Source organism: Kitasatospora sp. NPDC023118 (genome assembly GCF_055560875.1).
Genome location: NZ_JBVHHW010000010.1, coordinates 122200 through 146366, shown reverse-complemented (window position 1 = coordinate 146366; position 24167 = coordinate 122200). Strand labels below are relative to the sequence as shown.

Sequence of the window (24167 nt, the reverse complement as noted above, 5' to 3'; positions counted from 1 at the left end):
AGGGAAGGGCGGAACCCGGTGGAGAACCGTACATTCGCGACGCCGGGATCCGGCACACCAGCAGGTGCCGCGGTGTCCGTGGCGGTACCGGAGCAGCCGGGCCAGGAGCAGCAGGGCCGCGGCGCGGGCCGGGGGCGGGCGGTGCCGCACGCGCCCGGGCGGACCATGCGGGCCCGGCGGCGGCGCCCGGCGGTGCTGGCGATGGCGGTCGCGCTGATCGCGGCCGGCGGGCTGGGCGGCGCCGCCCTCTACAACAGCACCGGGCAGCGGGTCGCGGTGCTGGCGCTGGCCCGGGACGTGCCCTGGGGACAGGTGATCACCGAGGACGACCTGGTGGTGGCCCGGATCGCGGGCGATCCGGCGCTGCGGCCGGTGTCCGCCCAGGACCGGGTCAGGGCGGTCGGCATGCGGGCCGCCACCGACCTCAAGCGCGGGGCCATGCTGACCGGTTCCGACCTGGCGCAGGGACTGTCGGTGCAGCCGGGGCAGATCGTGGTCGGGGTGTCGGCCAAGCGCAGCCAGCTGCCCGCCAGCCGGCTCCAGCCCGGGGTGCAGATCGTCGTGGTCAACACCCCGGACAACGGCCGGGCCGACTCGCTGCCCGCGACGGTCATCACGGTCGGCCGGGTGGACACCGACGGCAGCCAGGTGATCGACGTGGCGGTCGGCTCGGCGGACGGGCCGCGGCTCGCGCAGTGGGTGGCCGGCGGGCGGATCCAGGTGCTGCTGGCGCCGCGCGCCGTCCCGAGCGGCACCGGGGCTGCGGCCGCCCCCTCGGGCGCCTCCTCGGCGGCCCCCACCGGCGCACCATCCTCCGGCGCACCCTCCTCCGGCGCGGCCACCGCGCCCGCGACCCCGGCCGGAACGGGTGCCCCGGCCGGAACGGGCGGCGCCTGATGGCGGTGATCGCGGTGGTCGGCGGTCCGGGCGCGCCCGGCGCGACCACGACCGCCCTGGCGCTGCTGCTGGCCTGGCCGCTGCCGCCCGGTCGGCGGATCCTGCTGGTCGAGGCCGACCCGGACGGCGGCGCGGTGCTCGCGGGCGCCCTGGAGGGCCGGGTCGAGGCGGTGTACGGGCTGCGCAACCTCGCCGTCGCCGACCGCCGCGGGCTGCTCGCCCAGACCATCTGGGAGCAGCTGATCGACCTCTCACCCGAGGGCAATGCCGAGCGGCTGCTGCTGCCCGGCCTGACCGACCCGGCCCAGGCGTCCGGCCTCGCCTACACCTGGGAGCCGCTCGCCGAGCTGCTGCACGGCATCGAGCAGCAGGGCTACGACGTCATCGTGGACCTCGGCCGCTCCGGCGCCACCGGGACGAGCGCGGTGCTGGCCCGCCGCGCGGACGTGGTGGCGGCGACGGTCCGCACCACACTGCGCGGGCTGAGCGCGGCCCGCCCCCGGCTCGCCGCCCTCGCCGAGGACCTGGCCGCCGGCGGGACCGGGGCGGACGCGCTCGGGCTGCTGCTGGTCGCCGAGGGGCCGTACCCGAGGGCGGAGGTGTCCCGCGAGCTCGGCCTGCCGGTGCTCGGGGTGCTGCCGCACGCCGCCCGTACCGCGCGGGTGCTCTCCGACGGCGGGGACACCACCGACCGGCGCTTCATCCGCTCGGAGCTGATGCGCACGGCCCGTTCGGCCGCCGACGAGGTGCAGCTGCTGATCCGCCGGCGGCGGCAGCGGCTCGCGCCGACGACCGCGCCGACGCCCACGCCCGCCCAGCTCGCGGCGCCGAACCCGGCCGCGCCGGCCGCGCCCGCCGTACCGGTGCCCGCCCCGGCGCCGGTACCGGAGCCCGTGGTGGCGCCGGTGCCGCCGGTGCCGCCGGTGTCCCCGATGTCGCCGATGGCTCCGGTGTCCGCCCCGGCTTCGTACGGCCAGCAGCCGTACGGCCAGCCGTCGTACGCGGATCCGTCGTACGGCCGGACGCCGTACGGGGAGCCGGCCTACGGGCCGGGCGAGGGCGAGCAGCCCTCGTACACCCCGCCGGTGATCACCACCGGCCCGGTCGCGCCGCTGGCCGCCCTGGCGCCGCAGCCGGCCGCGCCGGCGCCGTTCCCGGCGCACGTCCAGGCGTACGTCCAGTCTCCGGGACCGGCCGATGAAGACGGGCAGTACCCGCTCCAGCAACCCATGGTGACGGACAGTCGGATCGATGGGCACCCGTACCCGCACACCCCCGGGGAGGTGCTCCGTGCGCGGTAGCCCCCTGCATCAGCGCCCGACGGCCGACCCGGCCGCCCTGCCCTGGTCGACGCCCGCGCCTGCGCCTGCGCCTGCGCCCACGCCCACGCCCACGCCTGCGCCCACGCCCGCGCCGCCGCAGCCCGCACAGGCGTACCAGCCCGGCCCGGTCGCGCCCCAACCCGTCGCTCCGGCCCCCGGCGGCGGCGCCGGGCCCACCGCCGTACCCTCCCAGCTGCCCTCGCTGGACCTGCGTGCCGCCGCCACCCGGCCGGCCGTCGACCCGCAGGTCGCCCGCGAGCTCAAGCGCCAGGTCGCGGCCGAACTGCACCAGCAGATTTCCCGGTTGACCGCCGGCTCCGGCGCCGAGCCGGACCGCGCCACCCGCCGTCAGCGCGGCCGCGCGCTGATCGAGGAGGCGGTCGCCCGCTGGTCCGACGCCTACGCGCAGACCCACGGCATCCCGCCGACCCGGGAGCAGGACCGCGCCCTCGCCGAGGCCGTCTTCGACCTGCTGTTCCGGGCCGGCCGGCTCCAGCCCTACCTGGACGACCCGGAGATCGAGAACATCCTGATCAACGGCTGCGACGACGTCTGGGTCTCCAAGGTGCACCAACCCCTGCGCCAGGTCCCGCCGGTGGCCGACAGTGACGCCGAACTCGTCGAACTGCTCCAGGACTTGGCCCGCCAGCACGGCGGCGGCGAGCGCAGCCTGTCCACCGCCAGCCCGACCCTCGCCCTGCGTCTGGAGGGCGGTATGCGTCTGCAGGCGCTCACCGAGGTGACGCCCCGCCCGTACGTGGCGATCCGACGCCATCGGGTGGCCTCGGCGACGCTGCCCGAGATGGTCGAACTCGGCACCCTGGACGCCACCTTGGCCGCCTTCCTGGCCGCCGCGATCCGGGCCCGGAAGAACGTGATGATCACCGGCACCCAGGGCGTCGGCAAGACCAGCCTGCTGCGCGCGATGGCCGCCGAGATCCCGCCGGACGAGCGGATCGGCACCCTCGAGTCGGAGTTCGAGCTCTGGCTGCACACCCTCGGCCACCTGCGCCAGGTCGTCCCGATGGAGGCCCGCGAGGGCAACGGCGAACGCGTCGAGGGCCGCCTGGCCGGTGAGTTGACGATCGGCGACCTCATCCCCGCCGCGCTGCGGATGACCCTCTCCCGGATCATCGTCGGCGAGGTCCGCTCCGGCGAGGTCGTCCCGATGCTGCGGGTCATGACCAACGGCGAGGGCGGCTCGATGTGCACCCTGCACGCCCGCGGCCCGCACATGGTGGTCGACCGGATCGCCGAACTCTGCCTGGAGTACGGCTCGCACATGACCGACGCCCTCGCCTACCGGCTCACCGCCAACGCCCTGGACCTCATCGTGCACGTCACCATGGTCGACGAGACCGCCGTCGGCGGCCGCCGGCACCGCTTCGTCTCCCACGTCCTGGAGGTCACCGGCCTCGGCGAGAGCGGTCGGCCCGCGCTGAACACCGTCTTCGGCCCCCGGCCGGACCTCGGCGAGCCGCGCGCCGTCCCGCACACCCCGCCGCAGTGCCTGGACGACCTGCGCCGGGCCGGCTTCGACGCCTCGCTGCTCGACTCGCGGTACGGGAGTTGGGCCACCCCGCTGCAGTTGCGGATCGGAGGTGGCGCGCGGTGATGCTGCTGTTCGCCCTGTGCGGGCTGGCGGTCGCGGGCGGCCTGGTCGCCCTGGCGGCCTGGGCCCGCGGCAGCGAGCCCGCCGACGAGGACGAGCCGGACCGCCCGGACAACCCGCTGGCCGGTCGGGCCCACATCTTCTGGTACGGCGCCCCCGGCGCGGCCTCCCTGCGGATGGTGCGGCTGCGCCGGATCCAACTGCCGCTGGCGCTCGTCGGCGCCCCGCTGGCCTGGCTGTTCACCCGCATCCCGCTGACCGCGCTGCTGGTGCCGCTGGCCGTCTTCGGCCTGCCCTGGCTGTTCGACACCACCCGCCCGGACACCCACCGGATCGAACGCCTGGAGGCGCTGTCCGAGTGGACCCAGCGGATCGCCGACGTGCTGCTGCTCGGCGTCGGCCTCAACCAGGCCATCGTCACCAGCCGCCGCACCGCCCCCGCCGCCCTGGAGGACGAGATCGGCGAGCTGGCCGCCAGGCTGCAGGCCCGCTGGCGGCCCGAGGAGGCACTGCGGGCCTTCGCCGACAGCCTGGCCGACGCCACCGCCGACAAGGTGCTCGCCGCCCTCGTGCTGCGGGCCGGGGACAGCGGCCCGGGCCTGGCCCGGACGCTCTCCGACATGGCCGACTCGGTGCGCGAGGAGGTCCGCCAGCGCCGCACCATCGAGGCCGACCGGGCCAAGCACCGCACCACCGTCCGCTGGCTGGTCGGCATCATCATGCTGGTCGTCACGGTCGGCTCCTTCAACACCGAGTACACCCGCCCGTACGGGACCTTCCTCGGGCAGGTCGTGCTCGCCGTGGTCGCCGCCCTGTTCGTCGCGATCATCGCCTGGATGCGCGCGCTGGCCTCGCACCCGCCGGTGCCCCGGCTGCTCACGCCGGACCGGCGCGGCAAGGGCGGGCGCAGCAAGGCCGGGCCCGGGCCGGAGCCCGCCGAGCAGCTCGGGGAGGTCCGGTGATCTCCCCCTGGTCCGTGCTGGCCGGCGCCGCCGCGGCCGGCGGCATCGCCCTGCTGATCGCCGAACTGCGGCCCGCGCCACCGGACCTGCGCCAGGCACTGGACCGGCTGCACCGCGCCCCGGCCGACCGGCCGCAGGACCCGGACGAGCGGCCGCCCTGGTACGACCGGATCGGCGAGCGCTCGCTCACCCTGCGCGGGGTTTCGGTCCCACGCCGCGAACTCGCCCTGATCGGCCGCTCCCCGGCCCGGTTCATGGTGCACAAGCTGCTGTTCGCCGTGCTCGGGCTGATGCTGCCCGCCTACCTGGGCGCGATGGCCGCGCTGATGGACGTCGGCCTGCCCTTCGCCCTGCCGCTGGTCGCCGGACCGCTGCTGGCCGGGCTGCTGTTCTTCGTCCCGGACGCGATCGTGCGCGGCGAGGCCAAGGAGGCGCGCACCGAGTACCTGCACGGCATCGCCGCCTACCTGGAACTCGTCGCCCTGGAGCGGGCCGCCGACTGCGGCCCCGCCGAGGCACTGCGCCGCGCCGCCTCGGTCGGACAGGGCGCGGTGTTCCGGCGGATCCGCGACGCGCTGGAGCGCGCCGCCACCGACCGCCTCCCGCCCTGGGCCGGACTCGACGCGCTGGCCGGGGAGTTGGGACTCAGCCCGCTCCAGGACGTGGCCGACATCATGCGGCTGTCCGGCACCGACGGCGCGGCCGTGTACGACACCCTGCGGGCCCGCGCCAAGGGCCTGCGCGGCGAGCTGCTGGCCGAGGACCTCGCCCGCGCGAACGCCGACAGCGAACGGATGGTCGCGCCCGGGGCTGCCCTGACCCTGCTGATGACCGTTCTGATCGTCTTTCCCGCGCTCCACCAGATGCTCAACTGACGTCAGTCTGTGAGTATCTGACACCACACCACACTCTGGGAGACCCCCGATGTCCGTACGACTCGCCCAGCTGGCCGGCCGGGTGCTGCGGCCCGTCCTGCTGCCCGTGCAGTTCGCCCTGCTGCTGTTCACGCTCCGGCTGGGCCGGCTGCGCGCCGCCCGCGCGCGCGGCGACCGCGGCGCCATCAGCATCGAACTCGCCCTCGCCATCATCGCGTTGGTGTTCGTCGCGGGCGCCGTCGCGACCGCTCTGTACCTGCTGAAGGACAAGGTGGTCACCAAGGTCGACCAGGATCCGAACATGCCCGGCGGCGCGGGCGGCGCCTCCAAGTGATCCGCATGCCTCGCCGCCGCGGCGACCGGGGGTCGATGAGCATCAGCCTCGCCATCGTCTTCCCGGTCGTCCTGCTGCTCGTTCTGCTCGTCGTCCAGGCCTCGCTGTGGTGGTACGACCGCCAGGTCGCGCTCAGTGCCGCCCGCGAGGGCGTGGACGCCGGGCGGGTGCAGGGGAACAGGACGGACGAGGTGAAGGACGAGGCCGCCCGGCGGCAGGCCCGGGACTTCCTGGACCGGCAGGGCGTCCACGGGTACGAGGTGGTCACGGACGGCAGCACGTCCGAGAGGATCAAGGTCACCGTGGAGCTGACGCCCCCGCTGCTGATACCCGGGCTCACGGGGCCCGGCATCCGGCAGTACGCCGAGGCGCCGCGCGAGCGCTTCGTTCCGCCGGTGGTGGCGAAGTGAGCACTCGTGCCGTGACGGCGCGCGATGGCGCCGGGCGGCGGGGGCCGCGGTGGCGCCCGCGACGGCGGGACCGGGGCGGGATCGCGATCGAGGCGGTGATCGTGGTGCCGGGTGTGGTCGGGCTGGTCCTGCTGGCGATCGCCGCCGGAAGGGTGCAGACCGCGGCCGGCACGGTCGAGGCCGCCGCCCGTGCCGGAGCCCGGACGGCCTCGCTGCAGCGCAGCGTCACCGGGATGGACAAGCCGGCCAAGGACTCCGCCCTCGAAACGCTGCGCCAGCAGGGCGTCTCCTGCCGGAACGACGACGTCCGGCTGGACCCGGGCGAGTTGGAGCTGCCGGACGGCCCGGTCGCCACCGTCAAGGTCACCGTGGTCTGCGACGTCGAACTCGCCGACCTGCTCGGCGGACCCTCCGGCGTGCCCGTGACGAAGCACCTCGTCGGGGAGTTCACCTCCGTGGTGGACCGCTACCGCGGCACATGACGGCGGCGCGGGCCGTGACGGGCGATCGGGGGATTGGGGACGGCCCGTGCGGGGGAGACGCAAGCGGAGAGCGCTCGGGGGATGACGCAACGGCACCGAGTGGCGCCCGGTGGGGGCCGGTGGGGAGACATCGTGCGGATCGGCGGGAGGGGGTGCGAGTGCTGAGCGGCCTGCGGCGTCGACGGCTTCACCGGGTTTGCCGGGTTTGCCGGGTTTGCCGTGACCGCCGGGTTCACCGGGGCCTTCGCCGGTCGGACCGGGGCGCGGTCGCCCTCTTCGTGGCGATCTGCGCGGCCTACCTGGTGCTCGTCATCGCCCTGGTGATCGACGCCGGCGGCCGACTGCGGGTCGCCGAGCGTACCGACGCGTACGCCCAGGAGGCCGCGCGTGTCGGAGGCCAGCAGCTCGACCAGGCGGCCGTGCTGCAGGGCAAGGGCTTCAAGGTCCGGCAGGACTACGTCAAGCAGGCCGCCGACGCCTACCTCGGGCTGTACGGGCTGCACGCCGACGGCGTCGAGTTCTCCGGTGACGGCAAGGTCGTCACCGTCACGGTGCGGGCCGACTACCGGCCGGTCCTGCTGGGTGCCCTCGGGCAGCGGAAGGTAACGGGCAAGGGCAGTGCGACCCTCGTCCACGGAGTCGAGAAAGCGGAGACCGACTGATGGCCGCGCCACGTGCCAAGGACCAGGCCCGAACTGCCCCGGCCCGTACCGGCCGGACCGGGACCGGGCCGGGGAACGACCGGGATCGAACCGCGAGGGGTCGGAGTCGAAGCGCGCACCGGGCCGGACGCGGCCGCGGCGGCGCGCTGCTCACCGCGCTCGCCGCGCTGCTCACCCTGCTCGCCCTGCTGTTCGGCGTCCCCGCGCTGCTGCTGTACGGCACCCACGCGGTCGCCTCGATGGGGGAGGTCGCCCCGGGCGGTGTGGGCGAGGCGCTCACCAGCCCGGACGACGGGCGGCTGTTCCTCTGGCTGCTGGTGGTGGTCGGGTGGCTGGCCTGGGCGTGCTTCGCGCTCTCCGTCCTGTTGGAGATCCCGGCCCAGCTGCGCGGCCGGATCGCCCGGCGGATCCCGGCCTTCGGCTGGAGCCAGCGGCTCGCGGCCGGGCTGGTCGGCTCGGTGCTCGCGCTGCTGCCGGTGGCCGGTTCGGCCTTCGCCGCGGTGCCGGAGCTGGCCCACCACCCGGTCGCCCAGGCGCAGCTGACCCCCGGTGCGCAGCGGGCCGCGCTGCCCGCGGCCCAGTCCGCGCCCGCGCTGAGCCCGGCTGCCGAGCAGCACCCCACGTACACCGTCCGGGACAGCCGGCCGGCGGACAGCCTGTGGTCCATCGCGGAGCGCCAACTGGGCTCCGGTGAACGGTGGGTGGAGATCGCCAGGCTCAACGACGGCCGGGTGATGGACGATTCGGGCGTCCGCTTCGACGCGGACCGGCCGATCCAGCCCGGCTGGGAGCTGCTGATGCCGCCGGACGCCAAGGCGGACGAGGCGAAGGCGCCCGCGCAGGCCCCGGCTCAGGCCCCCGCTCCGGCTGCCGGTCAGGCGCAGGCCCAGGCTCCCGCGCAGTCGCCGCAGCCCGGGGCGGAGCCGGGCGCGGGCGGGCAGAAGACGGTGACCGTCCAGGCCGGGGACAGCCTGTCGGCCATCGCCCAGCGGGAGTTGGGGGACGGCGAGGCCTGGCCGAAGCTCTTCGAGGCCAACAAGGGGGTGCAGGCGCCGGACGGGGAACGGTTGACCGACCCGGACGTACTGGTGCCGGGGATGGTGCTCACGGTGCCGGGGACGGACGCCCCGGCCGCCCAGACGCCCGCGCCCGCGCCCGCTCCGGCGCCGGAGCAGACGCCCGCGCCCGCTCCCGAGCAGGCCGCCCCGACGCCGGCTGCGCCCACGCCGGGTGCGTCGCAGGCCGCCCCGGCCGCCCAGACGCCCGCGCCCGCCCACACACCCGTGCCCGCCCCCGCCGCGCACGCCGACCCGGCGTCTGAGGGCGACTACACCGTCGCCCTGGCCGCCTCCACCGTCGGCGTCCTGCTCGCCGCCATGATGGTCGGCACCGTCGCCTACAAGCGCGGCACCCAGCTGCGCGCCCGCCGCCCCCTGCACCGCATCGCGATGCCCGCCGCCGAGGCCGCCGCGTTCGAGAACGAGCTGATCGTCCGGCAGGACCAGGCCGGGCTCGAACTGCTGGACCGCGCCCTGCGCACCCTGGCCCGCAACACCGTGCGCGGCGGCAAGCGGCTGCCGGCCATCGTCGCGGCCCGGATCACCCCCGGCCACACCATCGAGCTGCACCTGTCCGGACCGGCCACGCCGATCGCGCCGTTCCGCGCCGCGCACGCCGCCAACGTCTGGTGGTGCAGCGAGGAGTCCGGCGACCTGCTGAGCGCGGCCCAGGCCCGCAAGACCGCCGCGCCCTACCCGGCGCTGGTCACCCTCGGCACCTCGCCCGACGGCTCGGTGGTCCTCGCCGACCTGGAGGCCGTTCGGCTGCTCCACCTCTCCGGACACCCCGACGACGGCCGCGACGTCCTGCGCACCCTGGCCATCGAACTGGCCCACAGCCCGCTGGCCGACCGGCTCCACCTGCACCTGGTGGACCTCGCCGAGGAGGTGCCGATCAGCGGCCCGGCCGCCGAGCGCGTCCACCGCCACCCCACCCTGGAGGCCGCGCTGGCCGCCCTCGGCCCGCGCACCGCCAAGGCCCGTGCCACCCTGATGGCCGCCGAGGCCTCCAGCCCGCGCGAGGCCCGCAGCCGGGGGCAGGCGGACGAGTCCTGGGTGCCCGAGATCGTGCTCTGCGCCCAGCAGCCCGGCGGCGGTACCCCCGCCGAGCTCGGCCGTCTGCTGGACGCCCGTCCGCGCACCTGCGTCGCCGTCATCACCCTCGCCCCCGAGCGCGGCACCGGCCCGGTCGCCCGCTGGACCCTGCCCGCCACCGGCCAGGCCGCCATCCCCGGCCTGCACCTGACCGTCGAACTCCAGCGGCTCGACGGACAGCAGTACGACCAGATCGCCGAACTCCTCCGGGCCGCCGACGACGCCACCCAGCACCCGGCGCCCGCCTGGACCCTGGACGGTCCCGGCCTCGACCCGGATCCGGACGACGACGCGGACACCGCCGAACTGCCGCCCGTCGTACCGGCGCTGGCCGTCGTCGGCGCTCCGGCGGCGGAGGCCGGGGAGGCCGGGGCGGCCGGGGAGGGCGCGGACACGACCGCCGGGCCCCGGCTGCTGACCCGGGTCATCGGCACCGGCGTCAGCCCGTTCGCGGGCACCGACCCGGCGACGCCCGCCCCCGCTCCGGTCCCCGTCCCCACACCGGCCGGCCCGGCGAGGTTCGCCGTCAACGGGCAGGGGCGGCAGGCGGCGGCCGAGACCGGAAAGACCGCCACGGAGACCGAGCAGGGCGCCGCCGGGGCCGGGCAGGCCGCCGATGAGACCACCCGCGACCTGCGGCTGCCGGGCGAGCCGGTCGATTCCACGGACGCTCCGGTGGATACGGCCGAGGCTGCCGAGGTGATGCCGGCCGACCCCCCGGTGGTCGTCCTGCCCGTCCAGCCCGTCCAACCCGTGGCGCCGCAGTCGGCCGCCGTGCCCGTCCCCGCGCCCGCTCGGACGCCCGCCGTGCCTGCCCCGGCGCCTGCCGAGCCCGCCCCGACGCACCAGAGCGCGCCCGCGCCCACCGGCGTCGACCCGCGCGTGCCGTCCCGGCCGGAGCCCGGCTCCGTCGCGGAGCGCGCGGCCGACACCGAGGAGCGGGTGGAGCCGGAGGTGAAGCCCGGACCGGCCGCGGTCGCGCCGGTCGCCCGGAGCACCCCCGGCCGCAGCGACAGCGACGACCTGCTCGCCATCCTCCGCTCCCCGGAGGCGCACACCCCGCGCAACGCCCCCCGGATCCGCCTGCTCGGCCCGATCGACGTGGCCGGCACCTTCGGCACCGTCGAACCCGGCGCGCTGTCCCGGCTGACCGAGCTCGCCGTCTACCTCGCGCTGCGCCCCGGCTCCGACCGCCACGCGCTCGACCACGACCTGCACCCCGGCGCCGCGCACCTGGACCCGCACCCCACCGCCGCCGACGCCAAGAGCCCGCTCCCGGCCAAAATCGCCGACCTGGCCGCCTGGTTCGGCGCCTCCGGCGAGGGCCGTGCCTACCTGTCCACCGAGGCCACCGACGGCTACGCCTTCGCCCCGGCCGTCACTTGCGACTGGGACGAGTTCCGCAGCCTCTACCGGCGCGGCATGCGCAGCACCAGCGCCACCGCCGACGCCGCCCTCGCCCACGCCCTGGCCCTGGTCCGCGGCGCCCCGTTCGCCGAGGCCCCGCCCGCCTCCTACGGATGGGCCGAGGCCGAGCGCCAGGACATGATCGCCGCCATCGTCGACACCGCCCACGAACTCGCCGCCCGCCGCCTCCAGTACGGCGACCACCGAAGCGCCGAGGCCGCCGTCTTCCGCGGCCTCGCCGTCGCCCCGGACGTCGAACTGCTGCACCGGGACCTCTTCTACGCCTACGCCTCGGCCGGTGCCCGGGACCAACTCCTGCGCGCCGTCAACCGCCTGGACGCCCTGAGCCGCCGCACCGGCCGCGACCTGGACGCCGACACGGTCGCCCTGCTGCGTGACCTGCTGGCCGGCTCCTGAGGAGCTCAGCTCCTTCCAGGGTCCACGATTCCGTGAGCACTGTCGCGCCATGGGGCGCTGAACTGTCGGAGGGTGTCTAGCGGGTGATCGTGGTGAGGGCCTGGCGGAGGGCGGCGTCGCTCGACGGGCAGTCGCGCGAGCGGGCGCCGATGTGGCCGTCGGGTCGGATGAGTAGTGCTCCGTGTGGGCGGAGGCCGCAGAGGTCGGTGTGCTCGCTGGGAAGGGCTCGATGTGCAACGGCCGTGGTGCGGTGGATTGTTGCTCCCAGTGCGTTTGAGCGGTAGGTGACGCCGAGCACGAGACCGAGTTGAGCGAAGTGCCGCTCCGACCAGGGAAGTTCGACGTGGGCCGGCGCTGCTTCGCCGAGTCGGCGCTGCTCTCGCCGCCGGTTCTGCGCGTGGAGGAGAAGTCGGGTGTTCGCCACCGCTCGGTGGAGAGTCCGGCGGGCGACGGGTTGCCGCTCCGTCTCGTAGCTTTCCAACAGACTAGGTTCGGCCCACCCACGGAGGACGTCCGCCAGCTTCCAGCACAGGTTGTGCGCATCGGCGATCCCGGTGTTCATGCCCAGGCCGCCGACGATGGGGACCGCGTGCGCGGCATCGCCAGTCAGCAGGATCCGGCCGTGATGGAAGCGCTCGGCGACGAACGCGTTCATCACCCAGTGCTGAACCCGCGACACGTCGTGCTCAGGCAGGTACACGGCTACGCCCCCAGCCTTCGTTGCCCTCGGGTAGCCGGTCGGGCCACCGTGCGCAGCCAGGTGTCGAGGGTGTTGAAGTCGGCGTCGGTGAGCCCGATTTGGGGATCGACGCGGTGCAGCAGGACGGGTGCGGGGGAGTGGGCCTCGACCCAGCGGTGGTCGGCGGGGGTGATCTCGTCGTCCACCCAGGCGAACGGGCGTCCGGCCGCCACGGCGACCAGCGGGCGGGTCTTCCAGTGCGGTCCGCCGTTCCCGCCGCTCCCGCCGCTCCCGCCGGTCCCGCCGGATTCGTCGTCCCCGCCGTCCTCGTCGTCCGCCACCGGCCAGTCCACGACGGGCAGTTGCGGCAGGCCCAGCCGGGGCGAGAGGCAGTCGTTGGCATCGTCCAGCCAGGTGGTGGCCCACACCAGTTCGCAGGGCAGGGCCAGCAATCGCCGCCCGAGCGCCGGGTCGACCCGGGCCACCAGCGGGTTCCCGGACGGATCCGGGCCTGGGTAGGTGGGGTAGCCCCCCGGGGGCGGGGCGCCGAAGGGAATGAGCGGTCCGTCGACGTCGAGGAAGAGCAGGGGCGCACCGGAGCCGGTCATGGCGGCAGGATAGCGGGCGCTGCGAGCCGTGTAGCGCGCCGATCGGTACCCGGCCTGGAACGGGTGTGCCGGGATCTCGTAGGGTGGCGCGCACGGAAGGTGGTGGCAGGCACCACGCAGGCAAGGGCATCAGACGCCGCGGCAGCGGCGGGGCGGGGCGGTGACCAGAAGATGGCGGAGACGACACCTGTTTCCGGAGGTCCCGAGCCAGCCGCGGACTCGGGCCCCTGGGACGCCGTACCGCCGCCGCCTGCCCGCCTGCCCGCCGAGGAACACCCGCCTGGGCCCGCCGCGCTGTACGAGCCGCCGCCCGCGCCCCCGGCAGCGCACCCGGCGCCCCCTGCCGCGGCCGCGCCGGCCACGCCCGCTTCGGTGCCACCCGCGCCGCCGGTCGCGCCCACCGGATGGACCCTCACCGGCCTGCCCGCCGCGGGCGCGCCGGCCTCGACCACGCCGCCGCCGTTCACCGTCCCGGGCGGTGCGTCCGCCGGTACGGGCGGGCCGGGCGGGCTGGGCACGGCGCCGCGCGGCCGGATCCTGGTGATCGAGGGCGGGTACGGCAACTCCGGCCGCCGCACCTGGGGCCGGGGCGGACCGGCCCAGGCGCCGGTGCTGTCCGCGATGCTGGCCGCCGTCTCGCCGCAGGTGCTGCTCGCCGCGGACGCGGTGGACGCCGTCCACCTCCCCGGCGCAAGCGACCCGCACACCGTCCTCGCCCACCTGCGCGCCGCCTCCCGGCACCCCGGGCCGCTGCTGGTGCACCTGGGCGGGCACGTGGTCGCCGACAAGCGCGGCGGCCAGCTCCAGCTGACCCTGCGCGACTCCAGGCAGGACGGGCTGCCCTGGCAGGCCATCGCCGCGGAGCTGAGCCACCGTCCGGCCGAGTGGCAGACCCTGGTCATCGCCGACCTGAGCGCCGACCAGAACGCCTGGCCGTACCTCCAGGGCACCGTCTCGCCGCTCAGCGAGGGCATCCCGCTGTGGGCGGTCGTCAGCCCGGACCCGGAGCAGATCGGCACCTTCACCCGTGCCCTGATCGAGGCGCTGCACGGCGGCCGCCCCGGCGCGGGCGACGTGCTCGCGCCCGAGCAACTGCGGCAGCAGGTGTACTCGGTGCTGCGGCCGGACGTGGTCATCCTGGCCACGCACGTCCCGGACCGCCCGGTCTTCCGCAACACCGCCCGCCGCGGCGAGGTTCCGGTGGCCGAGGTGCTGCCGGTGATGGACGCCGTGCCGATGACGGATGCGGGTCCGGCGGCGGACGCCATGCCGGTGATGGACGGCGTCGCGGTGTCGGACGCGGTCGCGGCGGAGCGTCCGCTGCCCCCGGTGCCGCCGCTGCCGCGTCAGGCCGGGGCGGACGGCGCGGTGGCCGAGCGGTCGGTGCCGGTTCCGCCGGTGGACGGCCTGGTGAGCCTGATCAAGCCGGGCGTGCCGCCCACGCCGCCGCGACCGGCCAAGCCGGTCAGCCTGGTGAAGGCGGGCGAGCAGCCTGACGAGGCGTCGAGCGTGAGCCTGCACAAGCCCGTCCCGGCCGATGCGTCGGCGGCGGAGATCGTGCGGCCGGCGGGCGTGACGCTGCGCAAGCCGCAGCCGCAGCCGGAGCTGGAGCTGGAGCTGGAGCCCGTGGACGAGGCTGGCGAGGTGGCTGCGGCCGTTCCGGGGGCTGAGGAGGTCGCCGAGCCGGTTGAGCCGGTTGCCGAGGCCGCTGAAACCGTCGAGGTCGCGGAGGAGCCCCGGGACGCCGTACCGGTCGACGCCGTACCGGTCGAAGCCACGCCGGTCGAAGCCGCGCCGACGGGCGAGGTGCCGCAGGATCGGGTCCCGGCCGAGGAGGCGCCCGCCGATCAGCCGCCTGCACTGGCCGAGACCCCGGCCGAGACGGCGGCCGAGACCCCGGCCGAGGCCGTCGCAGGGCCCCCGGCCGCCAACGCGCCCCGCGCGGACTACCGCGAGGTCATCGGACGGATCGTCCGCAGCGCCGACGCCGGGGACCACGCCGCCGCCACCGACCTCGCCTTCGCGCTCGAACTGGAGGCGATCGCCGAACACGGCGCCGTCTCCGAGCCCGTCCTCCAGGTGCGGCAGGTGCGCGCGCACGTGTGCCGGCTCGCGGGCCGAACGGCCGAGGCGGCCGACATCTACCGCGAGGTCGCCCTGACGCTGCTCCGCTCCCAGGGCGCGAACCACCCGGAGACCCAGCAGGCGGCCACCAACGCCGAGGCCTGCTGGCGCTCGATCACCGACCGTACGGAGGCCATCCGCATCGCCCCGGAGATCATCGAGCTGCGCGCCCACCTCCCCGGCCGCGACGGCCGCAAGCTCCGCGCCGCCGAGCGCTACCTCGCCCAGCTGGCCGCCAGCCCGGCCCCGGCCGAGCAGGCCTGACGCCCGGTCGGCTGCCGCCTGGCGGTTGTCGGGCCGGCAGCCGACGGTCGGCGGCTGACGATCGGCAACTACCGGCCTCCACCTGACAGAAGACAGAAAACAGAAGACAGAAAACAGCGAACGGATAACAGATTTCGAAATCTGTTATCCGTTCGCTGTTGCTTGTCAGCCGTCAGAAGCCGGTCGTCAGTGGTCACGCACCGACCACGACCGACCACTACTTACTGCTGGTCGTCGTCGCCCTGCACGTCGCCCGCGAGCGCGTGGACGAACTTGGCGCCGTCGATGGTGCCGAGGCCGCTCGCGAGGTCGTAGCCCTCGGTGGCGTTGTAGCCGGTGACGCCGTTCCAGCCGTTGTCGCCGTCCTTGACGTCGACGATGCCGCTCCACCGGTTCGGGAGCATGCTCATGCCGTACATGCGCCAGTTGAGCTGGCCGAGGCGGTGGCCGGCCAGCTGGTCGGCGAGGGCGACGACACCCGAGAACAGCGGGGTGGCCTCGCTGGTGCCGCCGGTGAGGTGCCACCCGACCGCGGTCGGGTCGTAGGACTCGTAGGTCCAGGCGGCGCCGTCCACGGCCGCGCTCATGCTGATGTCGGGCGTGCCACGGTGGTTGCCGGTGACGTTCGCGACGCCGGCCTGGTACCACGGGCGCTCGAAGATGCCGGAGACGCCACCGCCGCCGGCGCCGGACTTGTCGTGCCACACCTTGTCGGCCGCGGCGCGGTTGCCGTTGTCGTCCAGGGTGAGCTGGGTGCCGCCGACGGAGGTGACCAGCGGGTCCGAGGACGGCCAGGAGTTGACCTTGTACGGGTACAGGTCGGTGCCGTTGAGCTGCGAGTCGGTCGCGCCGTTGTCGCCGGAGGCGGCGAGCACGGTGACGTTGCGGTCGGCGGCGGCCTTGAAGGCGTAGCGCAGGTCCGTCAGCGACTTGAAGTCGCCCTTGTCGTAGCCCGGGAAGGTGTTCTCGGTGGCGCCGAAGCTCTGCGAGATGACATCGCCGCGGCCCTGCTTGATGAGGGCCTTCTCGGCGTCCATCATCTCGGGCAGGCCGGTGGTGCCCTCGGTCTCCGCGACGCCGGTCTCGACCAGGATGATGTGCGCGTCGGGGGCGATCGCGTGGGCGTACTCGACGTCCAGGGTGGTCTCGCCGGCCCAGCCGGTGTGGTCGGGGTTCTTCGGGTCGAAGACGGGGACGTTGCCCCACTTCTGCACCTCGACCTGGGTGTCCGGGATGCCCCACTGCTTGTCGAAGACCTCCAGGTCGTGCTGGATGGTCGGCGAGCCGAAGGAGTCGACGATGACGATCGTGCGGCCCTTGCCGGTCACGCCCTCCTTGTACAGCGGGTTCAGGTTGTACGCGGTGCGGTACTGCAGCGGCGAGTAGCAGTGGATGCCGATCTGGCTGACGCACTGGGTGGTGCTCAGCGGGGCGACGCGCGCCTGGGCGTTGTGGTGGCCGAAGGAGGCCGGGCGGACGTGGACGCCCGCAAGGTCGTGCGCGGGGGCGGCGGTCGCCGTGCCGACGGCCGGTACGGCGATGGTGCCGGCGGTGAGGGCGGTGGCCCCCACGGCGAGCAGAGCCAGGGCGCGGCGGAGGGTAGCGGGGCTGCCCATGGGACTCCTTGAGGGGGACGCAGGGCCCGACCTTGGTCCGGTCGGGTCGGTCCGGCCATCCCATCGACTGCCGCATGATCATGCCATAGTCATTTAGTGGGGTCGTCCCATCAACGGCATGGTCATGCTCGGCCACGCGAAAAGGTAAAGGCCGTCCCAGGAAAAGGTAACCCCGCATCTGGGACGGCCGACTGACTAATCGTCAGTCAAGTCTTACCGATTTCACACTTTTCACCGAGTTGGCCAAGTTTACCAAGTTGACCGGCCTCGGGTAAGCCTCCGTCAGGTCACCGGGCCCCACCGTTGACGTACAGCGTCTGCCCGCTCACGTACGAGGCGTCCTCGCTGGCCAGGAAGGCGACCACCGACGCGATCTCCTCCGGCTGCCCCACCCGGCGCAGCGGCGTGCGGGCGGCCACCTCGCTCTGGTGGTCCTCGGCGGTGGCGCCGACCCGCTCGGCGGTGGCCGCCGTCATCGCGGTGGCGATGTAGCCGGGGGCGACGGCGTTGACGTTGACGTTGAACGGCCCGAGCTCGATCGCCAGGGTCGCGGTGAGCCCCTGGATGCCGGCCTTGGCGGCCGCGTAGTTGGCCTGGCCCCGGTTGCCGAGCGCGGAGCGCGAGCTGAGCGAGACGATCTTCCCGTACTTCTGCGCCACCATGTACTTCTGCGCCACGTGGCTGCAGTTGTACGCGCTGGTCAGGTTGACCGTCAGCACCGCGTCCCAGTCGGACTTGGGCATCTTGAAGAACAGGTTGTCCCGGGTGATCCCGGCGTTGTTCACCAGGATGTGCAGCCCGCCGAGTTCCTCCGCGACCTGCGCGAACACCGCGTCGACGGAGTCGTAGTCGGCCACGTCGCAGCCGTACGCCCGGGCGGTGCCGCCCTTGGCGGTGATCTCGGCGACCGTCCCGGCCGCCCGCTCGGCGGTCAGGTCGACCACGGCGACCGCCGCGCCCTCCTCCGCCAGCCGGCGGGCGGTGGCCGCGCCGATGCCCTGCGCCGCGCCGGTCACCACGGCGACCTTCCCCGTGAAACGGGCCATGTCAGTTCCTCCGATCACTGGAAACTCCCTCAGACGTTCTCGACCAGCACGGCCGTACCCTGACCCACGCCCACGCACATCGTGGCCAGGCCGCGCCGGGCGCCGGTGCGGTGCATCCGGTGCAGCAGGGTGGTCAGGATGCGGGCGCCCGAGCCGCCCAGCGGGTGGCCGAGGGCGATCGCCCCGCCGCTCGGGTTGACCACCTCGTCGGCCTGCTCCGGGCTGAACCCGATGCCGTCGGCGGAGGCCAGCGCCTGGGCGGCGAAGGCCTCGTTGAGCTCGGCGGTGTCCAGGTCGGCGAGGGTCCAGCCGGCCCGTCCGAGCACCCTCCGCGTCGCGGGCACCGGTCCGATGCCCATGACGTCGGGGTGCACCCCGGCCGAGGCCCCGGCCACGTACCGGCCGAGCGGCTGCAGCCCGAGGTCGCGCAGCGCCTCCTCGCTGACCAGGACCAGCCCGGCCGCGCCGTCGTTCATCGGCGAGGCGTTGCCGGCCGTGACGGTGCCGCCCGGGCGGAAGGCCGGCTTGAGCTTGGCGAGCTTCTCCAGGCTGGTGTCCTCGCGGATGCCCTCGTCCTGGCCGACCGTCACCCCGTCGGGCCGCTCGACCGGGATCAGCTCGGCGTCGAAGTGCCCGTCCTTGCGGGCGGCGGCGGCCCGCTGGTGGCTGCGCAGTGCGAAGGCGTCCTGGCGCTCCCGGCCGATGCCGTACCGGAGGGCGACCTCCTCGGCGGTCTCGCCCATGCTGAGCACGCCGTGCAGCTCGGCCATCCGCGGGTTGGTGAGCCGCCAGCCGAGCCGGGTGTCGTAGGTCTCGATCCGGTGCGGCAGCGCCTCGTCGGGGCGGGGCAGGACGAAGGGGGCGCGGGTCATCGACTCGCAGCCGCCGGCCAGCACCACGTCGGCCTCGCCGGAGCCGATGGCCCGGGCGGCGAGGGTGACGGCCTCCAGGCCGGAGGCGCAGAGCCGGTTGACGGTGGCTCCGGGGACGCTCTCCGGCAGGCCGGCCAGTAGGACGGCCATCCGGGCGGCGTTGCGGTTGTCCTCGCCGGCCTGGTTGGCGGCGCCCCAGTAGACGTCGTCGATCCGGGCCGGGTCGAGCGCGGGGACGTCGGCGAGCAGGGCGCGCAGCACGGTGGCCGAGAGGTCGTCCGGGCGGACCGTGGCGAGCGCTCCGCGCAGCCGGCCGATGGGTGTGCGGCGGGCGGCGGCGAAGTAGACGGGACGCACGTCGTGCTCCTTATCGGGGGAGGAGGGTCAGAAGGCGTTGACGCCGGTCAGGGCACGCCCGATGAGCAGTTGGTGGATCTGGCTGGTGCCCTCGTAGAGGGTCATCACCCGCGCGTCGCGCAGGTACTTGCCGACCGGGTACTCGTCGATGAAGCCGTAGCCGCCGAACACCTGGAGCGCGTTGTTCGCGGCCCGGACGGCGGCCTCGCTCGCGTGGAGCTTGGCGATCGAGGACTCGGTGGCGAAGGGCAGGCCGCGTTCGATGTGGTCGGCGACCTTCCAGGTGAGCAGCCGGGCGGCCTCGACGTCCACCGCGATGCCGGCCAGCAGTTCCTGGACGAGCTGGTGCGAGGCGATCGGCCGGCCGAACTGTTCGCGCTCGCCCGCGTAGCGCACGGCGGACTCCAGGCAGGCGCGGGCGATGCCGACGCAGCCGGCCGCGACCGACATCCGGCCCTTGGCCAGCGCCGCCATCGCCACCGTGAAGCCTTTGCCGACCTCGCCGAGCCGGGCGCTGTCGGGCACCCGGACGTCGTCCAGGGCGAGTTCGGCGGTGGCCTGGCCGCGCAGGCCGAGCTTGCCGTGGATCGTGGTGCGGCCGAAGCCGGGCAGGTCGGTGGGGACCAGGAAGGCGGTGATGCCCCGGTGGCCCCGCTGCTCGGGCTCGCCGCCGCCGGTGCGGGCGAAGACCAGCGCGACGTCGGCCCAGGTGCCGTTGGTGATGAACATCTTGGCGCCGCTGATCAGCCAGTCGTCGCCGTCCCGGACGGCCCGGGTGGTCAGATTGGCCGCGTCCGAGCCGGTGCCGGGCTCGGTGAGCGCGAAGCAGCCGAGCGACTCGCCGGAGGTGAGCCGGGGCAGCCAGTGCCGCTTCTGCTCCTCGGTGCCGTAGCTGTTGATCGACTTGCCGACCAGGCCGAGCGAGACCGAGACGATCCCGCGCACGGCCGAGTCGCCGCGCCCGAGCTCCTCCAGCACCAGGCAGTACGCGAGGTGGTCGCCGCCGCTCCCGCCGTACTCCTCGGGGATGGTGAGGCCGAGGAAGCCCAGCTCGGCCAGCTTGCCGATGATCGCCCGGTCCACGGACTCGACGCGGTCCCACTCGGCGGCGTACGGCACGATCTCGCGGTCGGTGAAGGCGGCGGCGAGGTCCCGGACGGCGCTCTGCTCCTCGGTCAACTCCAGGTTCACGGCGGCTCCCGACTCGGGCCCGGTGGACGCTTCGGGCCGATAAACTAGCGCTGCAAGTTTTACGGGTGGACTGTAGCCCCGGGCGGCCCGCGCTGGAAAGAGGCACCTGCCAGAATCGGTCCCCCACCCACCCGACCGGGGGGAGCCGGCCGGAGGAATCGGAGGAAGTCACCGCGATGGCCCGTCCGCGCACCCCGCTGCTCAGCCGCGAGCGCATCGTCGCCGCCGCCCTGCGGCTGATCGACGAGGAGGGGCTGGACGCCCTCTCCACCCGCCGCCTGGCCACCGAGCTGTCGGTCAGCGGGCCCTCGCTCTACAACCACTTCGGCACCAAGGACGAACTGCTCGACGCGGTGGTGGACAGCGTCATCGGCGAGGTCGACCTGTCGATGTTCAGTGGCGGCGCGGACCCCGGCCCCCCGACCGGGCCGGCGAGGCCGACGGCCCCCTGGCCCGAGGCGCTGCGCCACTGGGCCCGCTCCTACCGCGCCGCGCTGGCCGCCCACCCCAACATCGTCCCGGTGCTCGCCCAGGGCCCGGGGCGGCGGCCCAACGCGCTGCGCCTGGCCGACGCCGTCTTCGGGCACCTGGTCGAGTCCGGGTGGCCGCGCGGCCAGGCCACCCGGATCGGCGCGCTGATGCGCTACTTCGTCACCGGCTCCGCGCTCGCCTCCTTCGCGGCCGGCTTCCCGGCGGACGCCGGGGTCTACGACGCGGCCGACTACCCGCACCTCGGCGAGGCACACCGGCTGGCCGGGCACCGGGGGACGGTGGACGAGGGCGCCTTCGAGACCGGCCTGGAGGCGATGCTGGACGGACTCGTGCTGCGCTTCGAGCGGTTCGCCGCGAGGTCGTAGCCCCGGCGCGTGTTCGTAGCCCCGGCGCGTGTTCGTAGCCCCGACGCGCGTTCGCAGCCCCGGCGCGTGTTCGCAGCGCCGGGGCCGGGCCGGTCCTACCAGGGCTCGCGGGCCGTGAAGGCCGGCCGCTGCTCCGGGTCCACCGGGTCGTAGTACCGGTGGTAGACCGGCGTCAGCGCGCCGGAGACCGGGGGCACGATCCAGCTCCAGTCCGCCGGGGTCGGGCGGCCGAGCCGCTTCTCCTGGGCGACGTGCTTGAGGAAGCGCTCCGACTCGGTGTGGTGGTCGGCGATCGTCACCCCGGCCTCCTGGAAGGAGTGCAGCACGGCGATGTTGAGCTCGATCAGCGCGCGGTCGCGCCAGAGCGTGCGGTCGCTGGAGGTGTCCAGGCCCAGCCGCTCGGCGACGGTGCCGAGCATGTCGTAGCGGTCGGCGTCGGCGAGGTTGCGGGCGCCGATCTCGGTGCCCATGTACCAGCCGTTGAACGGCGCGGTGGGGTAGCGCACGCCGCCGATCTCCAGGGTCATGTCGCTGATCGCGGGCACCGCGTACCAGCGCAGCCCGAGTTCGGCGAACCACGCGTACCCGGGGTGGCTGAGCGGCACCTCCAGGGTGGTGTCGTCCGGCAGCTCGTACCAGACGGGGCGCTCGCCCGGGCGTTCCTGGATGATCAGCGGCAGCACGTCGAAGCGCTCCTCGGCGCACTTCCAGCCGAGGTCGCGGGCCCGGGCGGCGAGCACGGCGCCCGCCGGGTCGCCGACCAGGGCGCCGTCGACCCGGTGCCCGGCGTAGCGGACCAGCTGCTGGTTGAGGATGCGGGCGGCCGGTCGGCCCGGACGGTCGGGGGCGAACACCGAGATCACCGGGCGGATCCGTCCGCCGTTGCCGGCCGTCCGCAGGTGCTCGAAGCACCCGGCGGCGATGTCGTCGGCCGAGGAGAGGTGGCGCAGGTCGCGGACCACCAGGCTGCGCCAGTACAGCCGGCCGATGCAGCGGGCGGCGTTGCGCCAGGCGAGCTTGGCGCCGTAGGCGAGTTCGGCGGGGGTGTGAGGGTAGCTGCCGGTGCGGTCGATCTCGTCCAGGACGGCGCGCAGCCGCGGCTCCGGATCACCGGCGGCGGGCTGCTCGCGGTGGAACTGGCGGATGAACTCGGCGGCCTGGTCCGGGTCGGTGAACGGCGGTGGCGCGGGCGGCAGTTGCGGGTCCGGTGGGTGCGGTACGGACGTCTGCGGTCCGGACGCCTGCGGTCCGGACGCCTGCGGTCCGGGCGTCTGCGGTCCGGGCGTCTGTGGTCCGGACGCCGGGACGGGTTGCGGGAACGCGCCCGGTGCACCGACGTGGTTGTGGGCGTGGGCGTACGGACAGCCGCCGCTCGGGGCGGTGGCGGTTCTGCGGGTGCGAAGCCGGTTGAAGATCAAGGACACATCCCTCCTGCCGCACAGGAGTACCGGAGGTGCTCGGACTGCCGCAGAGAGTGAACGATTCGGCCCCCGCACCCGCGCCGATCGCGCTAGGGTGCGGGGGCCGGGGGCCGGATTGTCCGACCAGCCCATGGAAGGCTGATCAGCCCATGTCCTCCAGTCGGACGCCCTTGGTCTCCTTCATGCACTTGGCCACGAAGACGATCGACAGCGCCGCGAAGGCCGCGTACACCAGGTAGGTCGCCGACAGGTTCCAGCGCGACAGGGACGGGAACGAGACGGTGATCGCCCAGTTGGCGATCCACTGCGCGGAGGCGGCGACGGAGAGCGCGGCGGCGCGGACCCGGTTCGGGAACATCTCGCCGAGCATCACCCAGACGACCACACCCCAGGACATCGCGAAGAACAGCACGAAGGCGTTGGCGGAGATCAGCGCGACGGTGCCCTGGAGGTCGGGCAGCGAGACGTTGTCGCCGGAGCCGGTGGCGGAGGAGAACGCCCAGCCGGCCGCGGCGAGGGTGACGGCCATGCCGGCCGAGCCGATCAGGGCGAGCGGCTTGCGACCGATCCGGTCGACCAGCAGGATCGCGATCACGGTGCCGAGGATGTTGATGACCGAGCCGATGAAGCTGATCAGCAGCGAGTTGCTCTGGTCGATGCCGACCGACTGCCACAGGATCGACGAGTAGTAGAAGATCACGTTGATGCCGACCAGCTGCTGGAAGACCGACAGGCCGATGCCGACCCAGACGATCGGGAGCAGGCCGAAACGGCCGCCGAGCAGGTCGCGGAAGCGCGGGCGGTGGTCGGAGGCGATCAGCGCCTGGATCTCGGCGATCCGGGCGTCGGTGTCGATGCCCTCGCCCTCGACCTGGGCCAGCACCTTGCGGGCGTCGTCCAGACGCTCGGCCTGGATCAGGTAGCGCGGGGACTCGGGGATCATCGAGGAGAGCACGAAGTAGACCGCGGCCGGGATCACGCAGATGCCCAGCATCCACTGCCAGGCCTCCAGGCCGAGCAGGTGGCCGCGGGTGTCACCGCCGGCGGCGTCCGCCAGCACCCAGTTGACCAGCTGGGATATCGCGATGCCGAGCACGATCGCGGCCTGCTGGAAGGAGGCCAGCCGGCCCCGGTACTTGGTCGGTGCGACCTCGGCGATGTAGGTCGGGGCGATCACCGAGGCGATGCCGATGGCCGCGCCGCCGAGGACGCGCCACAGGGCGAGGTCCCAGGGGGAGAAGGGCAGCATCGAGCCGACGGCGCTGACCGCGAACAGCAGCGCGCCCGCCTTCATGACCTTGATGCGGCCGTAGCGGTCGGCGAACCGGCCCGCCAGCGCGGCGCCGACCGCCGAGCCCAGCAGCGCCGAGGAGACGATCAGGCCGGTCTCGCCGCTGCCGACACCGAACTTGCCCTGGATACCGGAGACGGCGCCGTTGATCACGGAGCTGTCGTAGCCGAACAGGAAGCCGCCGAGGGCCGCGGCAGCGGTGATGAAGACGACGAAGCCGAGGCGGCCGGGCGCGGGGGCCTCGACCGCCCCGGAGGGCTTCTGGGTGACGCTCACGATCTTGACTCCTGGTACTCAACACTGAGCTC

General features: G+C 74.5%; 20 protein-coding genes. 12 read left to right on the top strand and 8 right to left on the bottom strand.

Features of this window, described 5'->3' with window-relative positions; translation table 11 throughout:
• Window positions 1-72 precede the first annotated feature (72 nt).
• From ACZ3UD_RS15410 to ACZ3UD_RS15365, 10 genes are all read left to right on the top strand, one after another.
• Window positions 73-897: an SAF domain-containing protein gene (locus tag ACZ3UD_RS15410; RefSeq protein WP_465586653.1), complete on the top strand. Its 825-nt coding sequence runs from the start codon at window positions 73-75 to the stop codon at window positions 895-897.
• The gene (locus ACZ3UD_RS15405; protein ID WP_465586650.1) at window positions 897-2198 is read left to right on the top strand and encodes a CpaE-like family protein; all 1302 of its coding nucleotides are present in this window, start codon (window positions 897-899) and stop codon (window positions 2196-2198) included. Before ACZ3UD_RS15410 ends, ACZ3UD_RS15405 begins: the two co-directional genes overlap by 1 nt.
• Entirely contained in the window at window positions 2188-3834 is a 1647-nt protein-coding gene (locus tag ACZ3UD_RS15400) for a CpaF family protein (RefSeq protein ID WP_465586648.1), read from the top strand. The genes ACZ3UD_RS15405 and ACZ3UD_RS15400 overlap by 11 nt, the downstream gene beginning before the upstream one ends.
• Entirely contained in the window at window positions 3834-4793 is a 960-nt protein-coding gene (locus ACZ3UD_RS15395) for a type II secretion system F family protein (RefSeq protein ID WP_465586644.1), read from the top strand. Before ACZ3UD_RS15400 ends, ACZ3UD_RS15395 begins: the two co-directional genes overlap by 1 nt.
• Window positions 4790-5668: a hypothetical protein gene (locus tag ACZ3UD_RS15390; RefSeq protein ID WP_465586642.1), complete on the top strand. Its 879-nt coding sequence runs from the start codon at window positions 4790-4792 to the stop codon at window positions 5666-5668. The genes ACZ3UD_RS15395 and ACZ3UD_RS15390 overlap by 4 nt, the downstream gene beginning before the upstream one ends.
• A gap of 49 nt (window positions 5669-5717) precedes the next feature.
• On the top strand, window positions 5718-6002 hold the full coding sequence (locus ACZ3UD_RS15385) for a hypothetical protein (RefSeq protein WP_465586639.1): 285 nt from the start codon (window positions 5718-5720) through the stop codon (window positions 6000-6002).
• 35 nt (window positions 6003-6037) lie between these two features.
• The gene (locus ACZ3UD_RS15380) at window positions 6038-6412 is read left to right on the top strand and encodes a TadE/TadG family type IV pilus assembly protein (RefSeq protein WP_465586636.1); all 375 of its coding nucleotides are present in this window, start codon (window positions 6038-6040) and stop codon (window positions 6410-6412) included.
• Window positions 6409-6894, top strand: a complete 486-nt coding sequence (locus ACZ3UD_RS15375) for a pilus assembly protein (RefSeq protein WP_465586633.1) — start codon at window positions 6409-6411, stop codon at window positions 6892-6894. The genes ACZ3UD_RS15380 and ACZ3UD_RS15375 overlap by 4 nt, the downstream gene beginning before the upstream one ends.
• A 278-nt stretch (window positions 6895-7172) precedes the next feature.
• Window positions 7173-7556: a hypothetical protein gene (locus tag ACZ3UD_RS15370; protein WP_393024585.1), complete on the top strand. Its 384-nt coding sequence runs from the start codon at window positions 7173-7175 to the stop codon at window positions 7554-7556.
• A complete protein-coding gene (locus ACZ3UD_RS15365) occupies window positions 7556-11533 on the top strand; it encodes a LysM peptidoglycan-binding domain-containing protein (RefSeq protein ID WP_465586628.1) in 3978 nt (1325 codons plus the stop codon). The genes ACZ3UD_RS15370 and ACZ3UD_RS15365 overlap by 1 nt, the downstream gene beginning before the upstream one ends.
• A 76-nt stretch (window positions 11534-11609) precedes the next feature.
• Here the strand turns inward: ACZ3UD_RS15365 and ACZ3UD_RS15360 are convergent, their stop codons facing one another.
• Window positions 11610-12233: an FAD-dependent monooxygenase gene (locus ACZ3UD_RS15360; RefSeq protein WP_465586626.1), complete on the bottom strand. Its 624-nt coding sequence runs from the start codon at window positions 12231-12233 to the stop codon at window positions 11610-11612.
• A gap of 2 nt (window positions 12234-12235) precedes the next feature.
• A complete protein-coding gene (locus tag ACZ3UD_RS15355; RefSeq protein WP_465586624.1) occupies window positions 12236-12820 on the bottom strand; it encodes an HAD domain-containing protein in 585 nt (194 codons plus the stop codon).
• A gap of 372 nt (window positions 12821-13192) precedes the next feature.
• On the opposite strand from ACZ3UD_RS15355, the gene ACZ3UD_RS15350 reads away from it, so the two are divergent.
• Complete coding sequence (locus ACZ3UD_RS15350) at window positions 13193-15208, top strand: hypothetical protein (RefSeq protein ID WP_465586621.1); 2016 nt, start codon at window positions 13193-13195, stop codon at window positions 15206-15208.
• A gap of 221 nt (window positions 15209-15429) precedes the next feature.
• On the opposite strand, the gene ACZ3UD_RS15345 is transcribed toward ACZ3UD_RS15350, so the two are convergent.
• The 4 genes from ACZ3UD_RS15345 to ACZ3UD_RS15330 all read right to left on the bottom strand — a co-directional run bounded on the left by ACZ3UD_RS15345 (window position 15430) and on the right by ACZ3UD_RS15330 (window position 20290).
• The gene (locus ACZ3UD_RS15345) at window positions 15430-16824 is read right to left on the bottom strand and encodes a S53 family peptidase (RefSeq protein WP_465586618.1); all 1395 of its coding nucleotides are present in this window, start codon (window positions 16822-16824) and stop codon (window positions 15430-15432) included.
• Window positions 16825-17111: 287 nt separating this feature from the next.
• A complete protein-coding gene (gene fabG, locus ACZ3UD_RS15340; protein ID WP_465586615.1) occupies window positions 17112-17870 on the bottom strand; it encodes a 3-oxoacyl-ACP reductase FabG in 759 nt (252 codons plus the stop codon).
• A gap of 29 nt (window positions 17871-17899) precedes the next feature.
• Entirely contained in the window at window positions 17900-19099 is a 1200-nt protein-coding gene (locus ACZ3UD_RS15335) for a thiolase family protein (RefSeq protein ID WP_465586612.1), read from the bottom strand.
• Window positions 19100-19126: 27 nt separating this feature from the next.
• The gene (locus tag ACZ3UD_RS15330; protein ID WP_465586609.1) at window positions 19127-20290 is read right to left on the bottom strand and encodes an acyl-CoA dehydrogenase family protein; all 1164 of its coding nucleotides are present in this window, start codon (window positions 20288-20290) and stop codon (window positions 19127-19129) included.
• Between the two features lie 176 nt (window positions 20291-20466).
• On the opposite strand from ACZ3UD_RS15330, the gene ACZ3UD_RS15325 reads away from it, so the two are divergent.
• Window positions 20467-21147 (top strand): TetR/AcrR family transcriptional regulator, encoded by a 681-nt coding sequence (locus tag ACZ3UD_RS15325; RefSeq protein WP_465586605.1) that lies wholly within the window; start codon window positions 20467-20469, stop codon window positions 21145-21147.
• A 95-nt stretch (window positions 21148-21242) separates the two neighbouring features.
• Here ACZ3UD_RS15325 and ACZ3UD_RS15320 read toward each other — a convergent pair whose 3' ends face one another.
• Together ACZ3UD_RS15320 and ACZ3UD_RS15315 are read right to left on the bottom strand one after the other, a co-directional pair.
• The gene (locus ACZ3UD_RS15320; RefSeq protein ID WP_465586989.1) at window positions 21243-22343 is read right to left on the bottom strand and encodes a nitric oxide synthase oxygenase; all 1101 of its coding nucleotides are present in this window, start codon (window positions 22341-22343) and stop codon (window positions 21243-21245) included.
• Window positions 22344-22710: 367 nt separating this feature from the next.
• Window positions 22711-24135: a sugar porter family MFS transporter gene (locus ACZ3UD_RS15315; protein WP_465586603.1), complete on the bottom strand. Its 1425-nt coding sequence runs from the start codon at window positions 24133-24135 to the stop codon at window positions 22711-22713.
• Between the last annotated feature and the right edge of the window lie 32 nt (window positions 24136-24167).

Bases quoted from the DNA above. Each gene is read 5' to 3' on its own strand.
- ACZ3UD_RS15355 (WP_465586624.1), bottom strand. From the start codon at position 12,820: ATGACCGGCTCCGGTGCGCCCCTGCTCTTCCTCGACGTCGACGGACCG.
- fabG (WP_465586615.1), bottom strand. From the start codon at position 17,870: ATGGCCCGTTTCACGGGGAAGGTCGCCGTGGTGACCGGCGCGGCGCAG.
- ACZ3UD_RS15405 (WP_465586650.1), top strand. From the start codon at position 897: ATGGCGGTGATCGCGGTGGTCGGCGGTCCGGGCGCGCCCGGCGCGACC.
- ACZ3UD_RS15385 (WP_465586639.1), top strand. From the start codon at position 5,718: ATGTCCGTACGACTCGCCCAGCTGGCCGGCCGGGTGCTGCGGCCCGTC.
- ACZ3UD_RS15380 (WP_465586636.1), top strand. From the start codon at position 6,038: ATGAGCATCAGCCTCGCCATCGTCTTCCCGGTCGTCCTGCTGCTCGTT.
- ACZ3UD_RS15365 (WP_465586628.1), top strand. From the start codon at position 7,556: ATGGCCGCGCCACGTGCCAAGGACCAGGCCCGAACTGCCCCGGCCCGT.
- ACZ3UD_RS15395 (WP_465586644.1), top strand. From the start codon at position 3,834: ATGCTGCTGTTCGCCCTGTGCGGGCTGGCGGTCGCGGGCGGCCTGGTC.
- ACZ3UD_RS15345 (WP_465586618.1), bottom strand. From the start codon at position 16,824: ATGGGCAGCCCCGCTACCCTCCGCCGCGCCCTGGCTCTGCTCGCCGTG.
- ACZ3UD_RS15325 (WP_465586605.1), top strand. From the start codon at position 20,467: ATGGCCCGTCCGCGCACCCCGCTGCTCAGCCGCGAGCGCATCGTCGCC.